Origin of the sequence: Dapis purpurea BLCC-M126, from assembly GCF_050015975.1 — a bacterium.
Lineage (GTDB): Bacteria > Cyanobacteriota > Cyanobacteriia > Cyanobacteriales > Microcoleaceae > Trichodesmium.
Genome location: NZ_JBNHER010000095.1, coordinates 1 through 13,081, shown reverse-complemented (window position 1 = coordinate 13,081; position 13,081 = coordinate 1). Strand labels below are relative to the sequence as shown.

The following is a 13,081-nucleotide window of genomic DNA, read 5'->3' as shown; positions in this document are numbered from 1 at the left end:
ACAATAGAATTCTATCGTAACTGGTAACTAAGTCAAATCATTGCTTCCAAATATATTAATGGAGCTAAGTTAATGATTTGATTTTAACTGTAGTGTATCCTTGTCATTTGTCAAATTAAGATTGCAATTTTCCATATTAGCAAAAACTATCTGATTATCTTCTGTCTTTGCCTATTAGTAGATTAGCTCTTTCCTTAAGTATTTAATTATATGTTTAGCTCTTAAATATTAAATGCTATATAGTAGATATACTCAAGATAATCTTCTCCATCAATTCATATTTTAACTTACTTTCCTGAAATTTATATTAAAATGTATTATTTCTCACTAAAATGACCATCTAATTTGATCGCTCATTTTTTCCATTAGTAAACAGTATCTTATTAACTCCCACTTTTACCTCAAGTGTTGAACTTAATGTTTATATCTTAAATGTAAATCTACATACTAAATTTATTCGTGTAAATGTATAAGGAAATTATTTACTAAGAATATTCATAATCCTAAATCAAGCTATAAACAAGTCTTATTGTAACTGTTTATGCCTCAGACTAAACTTTATTACTTGAAGATAATTAAAATTAATAATAGAGATAGTATTGATATTCAAAAAAAACAGTTAACTTTTAAGATATAGAAAAAAAGAAAAACTATATAGAACAAATAGTAAGATTTAGTGGGAATACTTATGGCTATAGCTATCTCTAAAATTTAGAACTGATTAACTGAGATTGAGTTCAAAATATTTTTTTTGTTGGCAGATTAAAAAAAAACAATAACGTAATTTATATAAATAACTTGAAAAAATCAAAAAAAGTCTTAACTTACCCTTTGACTGAAAAAAACAACAAATATGTTTTAAGTAATTTTAGCAAAAAAAAAAGGAGAAATTAGTAATGAAATGCTACCTGCAAAAGTTTAACCAACTATTACTAAATAATCAATTATGATAATAACGAAAAATTATTCTATCGTCAGAAACTAGGATCACAGATATGAGTAATATGTGGAAAAATTGCACAAAAATAAACATCATGCTTGAAACAATTATTCGGGTAGAAGGAGGAGTTAAGCCTCATTTATAATCTGGCTACAAAAATACCATATACTTCAATAAATTTGAAAGGAAAAAATCAGATTTATGTCAAGAAAACTATTAACTTGAACTTACAGTAAAACAAGTAATGACAAAACATTTAGTTATGGATTGCAGTGATAAAAATATAATATTAACTAGCTTACTAATGTATAAAGTTCCACAAGAATAAATTAAATTGTGGAACTTTAATTCACGATCTTTATACTAGAAAATTGACTCTCAAAAAAAACTTATTTCCCAACTAGGATACTCAAGAATGACTTATCAAAAATTAAACATAGATACCCAAAGTAACTTGCAAATTTTCAATATGCCCGATCTGATTGAAATTCAGAGGGCTAGCTTTCGATGGTTCCTAGAATATGGACTAATAGAAGAACTAGAAAGCTATTCTCCAATTACAGATTATACAGGCAAGCTAGAACTTCACTTTATTGCCAAAAACTATAAACTAAAACAACCAAAATATAGTGTAGAAGAATCCAAACGCCGAGACAGCAGCTATGCAGTGCAAATGTACGTTCCCACCCGTTTAATTAATAAAGAAACTGGGGAAATCAAAGAACAAGAAGTATTCATTGGAGACCTACCCCTAATGACAGATAGGGGAACATTTATCATCAATGGAGCTGAAAGGGTAATCGTTAATCAGATAGTTCGTTCTCCAGGAGTTTATTACAAAACCGAGACAGATAAAAGTGGGCGACGTACATATAATGCCAGTCTAATTCCTAACCGAGGTGCATGGCTAAAATTTGAGACAGATAAAAACGACCTTGTTTGGGTCAGGATAGATAAAACTCGTAAACTTTCTGCCCAAGTATTACTCAAAGCTTTGGGATTAGGAGATAGTGAAATTTTCGACTCCTTGAGACATCCCGATTATTTCCAAAAAACAATAGAAAAAGAAGGACAATACGGAGAAGAAGAAGCCCTCTTAGAACTATATCGGAAATTACGCCCAGGGGAACCACCTACTATAGCTGGTGGAGAACAACTACTCCACAGTCGATTCTTTGACCAGAAAAGATATGACCTAGGGCGAGTAGGACGATATAAGCTAAATAATAAGCTACGGTTAAACTTACCAAACACAGTACGAGTATTAACCAAAGAAGATATATTAGCTTCGGTTGACTATCTGATAAATTTAGAATTTGACATTGGTCAGACCGACGATATTGACCACCTAGGAAACCGACGAGTTAGAAGTGTCGGAGAACTGCTGCAAAACCAAATCAGAGTCGGTTTAAACCGCTTAGAGCGAATTATCAGGGAGCGGATGACCGTATCTGAGGCAGACACATTAACTCCAACATCACTGGTTAACCCAAAACCATTAGTAGCAGCCATCAAAGAATTCTTTGGTTCATCTCAGTTGTCCCAATTTATGGACCAAACAAACCCATTGGCAGAGCTAACCCATAAAAGAAGAATATCAGCTTTGGGACCTGGAGGATTAACCAGAGAAAGAGCTGGATTTGCTGTCCGAGATATCCATCCTTCTCACTATGGCCGCATTTGTCCCATTGAAACACCAGAAGGCCCGAACGCTGGATTAATTGGCTCTCTAGCTAACCATGCTAAAGTCAACGGTTATGGATTTATAGAAACCCCTTATTATCCAGTAGAAAATGGTCGGGTACTGCGCGATCGCACGCCAATATACATGACAGCAGATGCAGAAGATGATTTGCGCGTGGCACCAGGGGATATTATGACTGATGCGGATGGGAAGATTTTGGGGGATGTTGTACCAGTACGTTACCGACAAGACTTTACCACCACCAGTCCCCAACAAGTAGACTATGTAGCAGTTTCCCCAGTGCAGGTCGTTTCAGTGGCAACATCATTAATTCCGTTTTTGGAACATGATGACGCTAACCGAGCGTTGATGGGTTCTAATATGCAACGACAAGCGGTGCCGTTGTTAAACCCAGATAGACCTCTAGTGGGAACAGGTCTAGAAGCTCAAGCTGCCCGAGATTCTGGTATGGTAGTTGTTACCCGGACTGATGGAGAAGTTAGCTATGTAGACTCAACTAAGATATCTGTGATAGATACACAGGGTAATGAAACAGATTACCCACTATGTAAATACCAACGGTCTAACCAAGATACTTGCTTAAATCAAAGACCTCTAGTGTATGAAGGAGACCAAGTAATAGCAGGTCAAGTATTAGCTGATGGTTCCTCAACCGAGGGTGCGGAGTTGGCTTTAGGACAAAATGTTTTGGTAGCTTATATGCCTTGGGAAGGTTATAACTATGAGGATGCAATTCTGATTAGTGAGCGTCTAGTATATGATGATGTTTACACATCTATTCATATTGAAAAGTTTGAAATAGAAGCTCGACAGACAAAATTAGGACCAGAAGAAATTACGAGGGAAATTCCTAATGTAGGGGAAGACGGTCTGCGAAACTTGGACGAACAGGGAATCATCCGGGTTGGTGCTTGGGTAGAATCTGGGGATATTCTTGTAGGTAAGGTTACGCCAAAGGGAGAGTCTGACCAACCACCAGAAGAAAAGTTGTTGCGGGCAATTTTTGGTGAGAAAGCACGGGATGTACGAGATAATTCTCTACGAGTTCCCAATGGTGAAAAAGGTCGTATTGTTGATGTGCGAGTATTTACAAGAGAAAAAGGAGATGAGTTGCCACCAGGAGCAAATATGGTGGTCAGGGTTTATGTAGCTCAAAAGCGGAAGATTCAGGTAGGAGATAAAGTAGCGGGGCGACATGGGAATAAGGGTATTATTTCACGTATTTTACCGATTGAGGATATGCCTTATTTGCCGGATGGAAGACCTTTGGATGTGGTGTTAAATCCATTGGGTGTACCTTCCCGGATGAATGTAGGGCAGATTTTTGAGTGCTTGCTAGGATGGGCTGGTGAAATTTTAAGTGTGCGGTTTAAGTGTGTACCGTTTGATGAGATGCACGGTGCAGAAAAGTCAAGGGAAACGGTGCATCGAATGTTACAATTGGCTAGGGAGACTTCTGGTCAAGATTGGGCGTTTGATGAGAATCATCCAGGGAAACTTTGGGTTTATGATGGGCGGACAGGGGAAAGATTTGACCGTCCGGTAACTGTGGGAGTTGCTTATATGTTGAAACTGGTTCACTTAGTTGATGATAAGATTCATGCTCGTTCCACAGGACCTTATTCTCTGGTAACACAGCAGCCTTTGGGTGGTAAGGCGCAACAAGGTGGTCAGCGCTTTGGAGAAATGGAAGTATGGGCATTAGAGGCTTTTGGTGCTGCTTATACTTTACAAGAGTTGTTGACTGTAAAGTCTGATGATATGCAGGGTCGGAATGAGGCATTGAATGCAATTGTGAAAGGAAAAGCAATTCCACGACCTGGTACTCCTGAATCTTTCAAGGTGTTGATGCGAGAGTTACAGTCTCTATGTTTAGATATTGCAGCCCACAAAGTAGAAACTATGGATGATGGTACTACTCAGGATGTGGAGGTTGATTTGATGGCAGATATACCAGGAAAGCGAACACCATCTCGTCCTGTATATGAATCATTATCGACTGAAGGGAACGAAGAATAATGGATAATGGATAATTGATAATTAAGACCTAGAGCTTTAAAGCTTCTCCTTTTAATTTGATACCTAAAAAGGCTAAAATCTTTATTTGTCCTTGGTTTTAGATTTAATCAGCAAACCCTAATTAGAGGTAGTTTTCATTATCAATTATTCATTATTAATTATTCATTATTAATTATCCATTATCAATTATCCATTATCAATAATGCCAAAACTTGAACAAAGATTTGATTACGTCAAAATTGGATTAGCTTCTCCAGACAGAATTCGTGGATGGGGAGAAAGAACCCTGCCAAATGGTACTGTGGTAGGAGAAGTAACTAAGCCAGAAACTATCAATTACCGGACTCTAAAACCAGAAATGGATGGGTTGTTTTGCGAGCGCATTTTTGGTCCGGCAAAAGATTGGGAATGTCATTGTGGAAAATATAAAAGAGTCCGACATCGGGGTATTGTTTGTGAAAGATGTGGAGTGGAAGTAACTGAGTCACGGGTGCGCCGTCATCGCATGGGACATATTAAGTTGGCTGCACCAGTAACTCATGTTTGGTATCTCAAGGGTATTCCAAGTTATATGGCTATTTTGTTGGATATGCCATTGCGGGATGTGGAGCAAATTGTTTATTTCAATGCTTATGTGGTATTAGAGCCAGGAAATCATGAAAGTTTAAGTTATAAACAACTGTTAGCGGAAGATGTTTGGCTAGAAATTGAAGACCAAATTTATGGTGAAGATTCAGAAATAGAAGGGGTTGAGGTTAGTATTGGCGCTGAAGCTTTACAGGTTTTATTGGCAAATCTTGACCTAGAAGTAGAAGCAGAAAAACTACGGGAAGAAATTGCCAATTCTAAGGGACAAAAACGAGCCAAGTTAATTAAACGTTTACGAGTTATTGACAACTTTATTGCGACAGGTTCCAGACCAGAATGGATGGTGTTGGATGCCATTCCAGTGATTCCTCCTGATTTGCGTCCGATGGTGCAGTTGGATGGTGGCAGGTTTGCAACTAGTGATTTGAATGACCTTTACCGACGTGTAATTAATAGGAATAATCGTTTGGCAAGGTTGCAGGAAATATTAGCACCAGAGATTATTATCCGTAATGAAAAACGAATGTTGCAAGAAGCGGTTGATGCTTTAATTGATAATGGTCGCCGGGGTCGAACCGTTGTAGGTGCAAATAACAGACCTCTGAAATCTTTGAGCGATATTATTGAAGGAAAACAGGGTCGTTTCCGGCAAAACTTGTTAGGTAAACGGGTTGATTATTCAGGGCGATCTGTAATTGTTGTTGGACCGAAGTTAGCAATTAATCAATGTGGTTTACCACGAGAAATGGCCATTGAGTTGTTTCAACCATTTGTGATTCATCGGTTAATTCGTCAGGGGTTAGTGAATAATATTAAAGCTGCCAAAAAACTGATTCAAAGGGGAGACCCGAATGTGTGGGATGTGTTAGAGGAAGTGATAGATGGTCATCCGGTGATGTTAAACCGTGCTCCAACTTTGCATAGATTAGGGATTCAAGCTTTTGAACCTATCTTAGTAGAAGGTCGAGCAATTCAGTTGCATCCTTTAGTATGTCCAGCTTTTAATGCTGACTTTGATGGTGACCAAATGGCGGTTCATGTGCCACTGTCTCTGGAGTCACAAGCAGAAGCCAGGTTGTTGATGTTAGCATCAAATAATGTTTTATCTCCTGCAACTGGTCGCCCAATTATTACGCCTTCTCAAGATATGGTATTGGGTTGTTATTATCTAACGGCAGAAAACCATAAACTCCAAGGTAGTAAAGAACTTTATTTTGCTAACCTTGAGGATGTAGTTTTAGCTTATGAACAAGGTCAGCTAGACTTGCATACTTATGTATATTTGAGGTTGGGTCCTGATGTAGGGATTGAAACTGATAAACCAGAAGAAATGCCTCCTGACATACAACAGATATCTGATGAAGTGGTGATGAAGACTTATTGGATGTCATTAGATAGCAAAATATTACCTGATAATTTGGGAGAGTTGAAATCAGAGCAAACTCTAGAAAATGGTGAGGTGGTGAAGACTTATCATCTGTATAGAATCCATTATACTGAACAGGTTGAGATTAAGAAGGTTTATATTAAATCTCGCCAAGTTCGGGAGATTAATGGAGTAGTGACTACACAGTTTGTGGTGACAACCCCTGGTCGAATAATTCTCAATCAAACAATTCAAAGTGTCCTTTAATAATTGATAATTGATAATGGATAATTGATAATGAAAGAGTTTTTTAAACCTCTAATTTTCTACATAACTCTCTAATGATCTAATTATCCATTATTCATTATCCATTAATAAAGTTATCCATTGTTCATTATCCATTATCAATTAATTATGATTTTCTATAATAGAGTTATCAATAAGGGTCAACTAAAAAAGCTAATTTCTTGGTCTTTTGATAATTACGGTACAGCAAGAACTGCACAGATGGCAAATAAGCTGAAAGATTTAGGATTCCGTTATGCTACAAAAGCAGGAGTTTCTATTAGTGTAGATGACTTGCAAATACCTCCTTCTAAACGACAACTTTTAGATGCAGCAGAGGAAGAAATTCGCAATACAACTGACCGTTATACTAAGGGAAAAATTACGGAAGTAGAACGCTTTCAAAAAGTAATTGATACTTGGAATAGTACGAGTGAAAATCTTAAAGATGAAGTAGTTCGTAACTTTCGAGCAACTGACCCTCTGAACTCAGTTTATATGATGGCATTTTCTGGAGCGCGGGGTAATATTTCCCAGGTACGTCAGTTGGTAGGGATGCGTGGTTTAATGGCAGATCCACAGGGGGAAATTATTGACTTGCCAATTAAGACGAATTTCCGGGAGGGTTTAACTGTAACTGAGTATATTATTTCTTCTTATGGTGCGCGGAAAGGTTTGGTTGATACAGCATTGAGAACTGCTGATTCTGGTTATTTGACTCGTCGTTTGGTTGATGTTTCTCAGGATGTAATAGTTCGGGAAGCAGACTGTGGCACTAAGCGAGGGGTGACAGTCACAAGTATGAAAGATGGCGATCGCGTATTAATTCCGGTAAAAGATAGACTGTTGGGCAGGGTTTTAGCTGAAGACCTCAAACATCCACAAACAGGAGAAATTGTTAGTAGTGGTGATATTCAGGCAGTGAGGAATCAAGTGTTTACGGAGGATTTGGCTAAGGCAGTAGGTACGGCAGGTGTGGAAAAGGTGTTTGTGCGTTCTCCTTTAACTTGTGAGTCACCGCGTTCTGTATGTCAAACTTGCTATGGGTGGAGTCTTGCTCACGGTCATATGGTTGACATGGGAGAAGCTATTGGGATTATTGCTGCTCAGTCTATCGGGGAACCTGGTACTCAATTAACTATGCGGACATTCCATACTGGAGGTGTATTTACAGGGGAAGTTGCTCGTCAATTTGTAGCGCCCTTTCCAGGTGTAGTTAAGTATCCATCTAATGTGCGTACTAGGTCATTCCGGACTCGTCATGGGGATGAGGCAATGATTGCAGAGAATAACTTTGATCTGATCGTACTAGGAGCTGATGGTCGTAAAGAAAGTGTATCCATCCCTCAAGGTTCTATCTTAATGGTGCAAAATGAACAGCAGGTATCAGCAGGAACGGTTTTAGGAGAAGTACAAAAAGTAGGTCAGGTCAAAAAAACAACTGAGAAAGTAACTAAAGAAGTTGCCTCAGACTTAGCTGGAGAACTTAAGTTTGCTCAGTTGGTGCAAGAAGAAAAGGTAGACAAACAAGGATCAACGACTCGAATCGCTCAAAGAGGTGGTCTGATATGGATATTAGCAGGAGAAGTATATAATCTGCCACCAGGTGCAGAACCAATGGTAAAAAATGGAACTAAGATTGATATTAATAGTGTAATTGCTGAAACTAAATTAGTAACAGAACATGGTGGTGTTGTACGAATACCTGATTCTGCTTTGTATAGTGTTGCAGATCAAGCAGGTATAAATGTTTTGGCTGGAGAAACTCAAGAATCAACACTAGATGAAGAAAATTCATTAACCACTACTTCTACCGCACTGCCAGTAACTACTGAAGCACATGATAATTTGCCTCGTGAGATTGAGGTTATTACTGCAAGCGTGCGACTAGACCAGGCAAAAGTTCGGATGGAAAGTATTGCTAACCGTGAGCAGTATATAATTGAGACTCAAGATAATCAACGATTTGCCCTAAAAGTTGCTCCTGGTAGTAAGGTTGGTAATCACGAGGTTATTGCTGAACTTTTAGACGAAAATTACCAAACTTCTACAGGGGGGATTATTAAATATGCTGGAGTGGAAGTTCTCAAACGTGGTAAAGCTAAACAAGGCTATGAAGTAGTAAAAGGTGGTACATTGCTATGGATTCCTGAAGAATGCCATGAAGTTAATAAAGATATATCTCTGCTGTTGGTAGAAGATGGTCAATATGTGGAAGCTGGCACAGAAATAGTTAAGGATATTTTCTGTCAGTCCAATGGAGTCGCAGAAGTACACCAGAAAAATGATATTCTCAGGGAAGTTGTAATTAAGCCCGGAGAACTACATAGTGGGGACTATCAAACAGATTTAGGAGATTTAACTCTGATGGATGGTCAAATTGCTACACCAGGACAGGAAGTAATTCCAGGGTTAGTAACTTCTGAGTTAAAGTACATTGAATATATAGAAACCCCAGAAGGTCCAGGATTATTATTGCGACCTGTAACTGAATTTCATGTACCTGATGAACCTGGTGTGCCTTCTCAGAAATCAATTAATTCTTCCATTGAGCTACGGGCAGTACAACGGATTCCCTTTAAGGATGGGGAACGAGTTAAATCTGTAGAGGCTATAGAATTGCTACGAACCCAGTTAGTATTGGAAATTGGCGAAGAGGCTCCTCAATTGGCTGCTGATATTGAGTTATCACCAGATCCAAAGGAAGAAGGTGTAATGCGTTTGCAGTTGGTGATTCTTGAGTCTTTAGTTATTCGCCGGGATGTGGTAGCGGATACGACTCATGGTAGTACGAGTACCCGCTTATTAGTTAAAGATGGAGATGCGATTGAAGCTGGAGCTGTGGTGGCTCGTACTGAGATTTTATCTAAGAAATCTGGTGAAGTAAGGGGTATCCGGGAGGGTATGGAAGCTATCCGTCGTGTTTTGATAGTCCGAGAAGCAGATTTAATTAAAATACCAGTTAATACTTTACCGTCTTTAGTACGAGGAGATTTGTTAGTTGCTGGTACTGAAATTGCTCCCGGAACAGTTATTAAACACTCTGGTATGGTATCTGAAGTTGAAAAAATACTCTTAGAGAATGGTAGTGAAGGTTATCAGGTAATCTTACGCAAAGGGCGACCTTATCGTGTTTCTACGGGTGCGGTCTTGCTGACTATGGATGGAGATTTGGTTCAACGGGGCGATAGTTTGGTACTGTTGGTGTTTGAGAGGACTAAGACTGGGGATATTATTCAGGGTTTACCTCGAATTGAAGAATTGTTAGAGGCACGCAAACCAAAAGAGTCTTGCATTTTAGTCAAGTATCCTGGTCAAGCTCAGGTTCATGCTAATGATGATAATATAGAGGTAAGCGTGGTATCCAGTGATGGAACAATCACAGATTATCCTCTAGGTCATGGGCAGAATGTGATTGTTGCGGATGGACAAAGTGTTAATGTAGGTGAACCTCTGACCGATGGACCTCAAAATCCCCATGAAATTCTGGAGACTTTCTTCAACTATTACCGCGAGCATGAAAGTGTTTATGAAGCTTGTCTGAGGAGTTTTGAGGCTTGTCAGAAGTTCTTGGTAAATCAGGTGCAGGCAGTTTATCAGTCTCAGGGTATAGATATTTCTGATAAGCATATTGAGGTAATTGTACGTCAGATGACAGCTAAGGTGAGGATTGATGATGGTGGTGATACTACCATGTTGCCTGGAGAGTTGATAGAGTTGCGACAGGTGGAACAGGTGAATGAGGCCATGTCTATTACAGGTGGGGCAACGGCTCAATATACACCAATGTTGTTAGGGATTACAAAGGCATCGCTGAATACAGATAGCTTTATTTCAGCGGCTAGTTTCCAAGAGACTACACGGGTGTTGACAGAGGCTGCGATTGAGGGTAAGTCTGATTGGTTAAGGGGATTGAAGGAGAACGTAATTATTGGGCGATTGATTCCTGCTGGTACTGGCTTTAATGCTTATGAAGATGCCCTGAGTGCAGAGATTAATCGTTTAGAACAGAATTGGGAGGATGATATCGATATTTTTGAGGAAGATGATTTGCAGAGTGTGGTTTTAGATGATCAGACAGCGCGTTCATTAGAATTAGAAAATAGTCTAAATTTGTCATCTGCGAATCAGAATTTTGCAGATTCTCAAAACGGACCTCAAAATCAAGGTGAATTTATTGATGATAGTATGTCTGAGTTTTCTCCAGTTAAAGATAAATCTGAGTCAGTTTTAGATGATTCAGATTTCCCGCCTGGTAATTTTGATTCAGATTTCCCGCCTGGTAATTTTGATTCTAATTTCCCTAATGATTTAGAGGATGAATTAATAGACGATGATGATAGTGATGATTCTTATGATGGTTATGATGATTTTGATGAGAATACACCAGATTTAATTTAGGTACAAAGCAATCAGCTGTCAGCGTTCAGCGTTCAGCAAATACCTGTTTAGCTTTTGCTGGAGCAAAGCTTTCCTGAGAAAAGGAAAGAAAAAACTGAGAGCTGATGGCTGATTGCTGAATGCTTCTAATTAATCAGCATCCGAGAGGATTTGTAAACGAATTGTTTGGTTATTAATATCATTTAGAGCTATTTCAATCACGTTACTTGAAAGTTTGTCCAGACATCCTAATAAATGTCGTAGATGAGGTGTACTAGCACCAGTATCAACAAATAATCGTTCTGAGAGATTACCTACTCGCTTCCAGCTAGTATACAGTTTAGCCATTGTTGTCTCTAACTGAGCAGACTGTTTTACTAAGTCAGAAACTATATTGAGACATTCCAATCTTAAGGCTTCTTCCAATACCATTTCCATATCTAATGATGATTCATTCAATGCTTGAACTTTGGCTGCTGCATCAAGATATTTGGATAGGTTACGAGCATCTGAGGTTAGTTGCTTGACAGTATCTAATTCTGGACTTTGGACTATTTCCTCTTGAATTGCACTTATATGGGATTCTGGTAATTTTTCCATTTCCCGCACTAGGGGAGCTAAATAACGTGGTGGCATTGAACCGGAAGTGGCCTTAGCTCTAATTTCGTCTGGAAGCAAATCTGAACTAACAGCAGTCCATTCGTCCGCTAGTTGCTTAACTTCTCGTCTGGTGATTCGATCGCCTTTTTTGGCTGCATCTGTAACCATTTGTTGGACTTCTGTGGGAGATTTGGCCGTTTCTACAAAAGCTCTTTTGCTAAAGTTATTGATGGAATCTGGGTCTAAATGTCCTTTATCTATTAAAGTATCAGCACTATTGGCCAATTCTATTAAGGCATAAGCTTGGCTCTTACTAATTTCTCTTTCCTTCAGCCAATTTAGGAATCCGCTACCCCGTCCATCGCCTCCTTTCTTTTCTCGATCTCTAATTATTCTTAGGATACGGCCTCGCCAAATTTCGGTCTGGAGGTCAAAGCGATCGCAAACTTTCCATGCTATGTCTACTACATTTTCAAACTCAGAGTCGGGAATTTCTTCATCTTCTGGATCTGGTAGGTCTAAATCTAGCTCTGGGAAGTTATTGAGGGCCTCGGCAAGAGCTTCGGGAAATTGGGGAATGTCAGGCATAGCAGAAAAATATTATGGCTCATAGTGCCGAAATATTATTGCATCATTGACTAAATAATACCAATTAATATTTAAGCTAAAAGTCAAAAATTAGAAGTCAAAAGTCAAAATTAATATAATATGTAGGGGTCGGTTCCAGGTTAAATTAATGGGAATTACTCCAAATCAAATAAACTTGCCCCCAGATGTAATGCGTAGGGCAGGGCGGGTTTATCAATATCAATTGCTAATATACCAAAGCTTTCCACTAAACCCTCCCCTACCAATCTACATAACGAGAGGTCAAACGATTAGCTTTGATAAAATTTATCGCTGTCTTAGCTATTGCTTGAATTTCTATCAAGACAATTTTTTCTATCAAAAATGGTAAGGGAATTTGCCCGGGGATACTTTTATTATCCCTCTCAATATTCTTTTAGCCCAGTCATATGATGTCCGGTAGCATCGGTATTGTAAGGTAAGGGTAAGGAAGAAGATTTTAGTTATTTAGGAGAGAAGGCTTAAAAGCCTGAAAAAACTTAAATTTCCTGTAATATCATGTCCGGATAATTAGTGATCAGGACTTACGCAAAGACACTATATATAGCGTATACTAAATAGAGCGATGTAG

Annotated in this window: 4 protein-coding genes; 3 read left to right on the top strand and 1 reads right to left on the bottom strand. The window is 38.7% G+C overall.

Annotated features, from left to right (window positions below):
* Window positions 1-1,355 precede the first annotated feature (1,355 nt).
* The 3 genes from rpoB (at window position 1,356) to ACP6PL_RS08750 (ending at window position 11,304) form a co-directional block, all read left to right on the top strand.
* Window positions 1,356-4,664, top strand: coding sequence for a DNA-directed RNA polymerase subunit beta (gene rpoB, locus ACP6PL_RS08760; RefSeq protein ID WP_426544617.1), 3,309 nt, complete (start codon window positions 1,356-1,358; stop codon window positions 4,662-4,664).
* A 202-nt stretch (window positions 4,665-4,866) separates the two neighbouring features.
* Window positions 4,867-6,885, top strand: a complete 2,019-nt coding sequence (locus ACP6PL_RS08755) for a DNA-directed RNA polymerase subunit gamma (protein WP_426544615.1) — start codon at window positions 4,867-4,869, stop codon at window positions 6,883-6,885.
* A 147-nt stretch (window positions 6,886-7,032) separates the two neighbouring features.
* Window positions 7,033-11,304 (top strand): DNA-directed RNA polymerase subunit beta', encoded by a 4,272-nt coding sequence (locus tag ACP6PL_RS08750; RefSeq protein ID WP_426544613.1) that lies wholly within the window; start codon window positions 7,033-7,035, stop codon window positions 11,302-11,304.
* Between the two features lie 129 nt (window positions 11,305-11,433).
* On the opposite strand, the gene ACP6PL_RS08745 is transcribed toward ACP6PL_RS08750, so the two are convergent.
* The gene (locus ACP6PL_RS08745; RefSeq protein WP_426544611.1) at window positions 11,434-12,471 is read right to left on the bottom strand and encodes a hypothetical protein; all 1,038 of its coding nucleotides are present in this window, start codon (window positions 12,469-12,471) and stop codon (window positions 11,434-11,436) included.
* Window positions 12,472-13,081 lie beyond the last annotated feature (610 nt).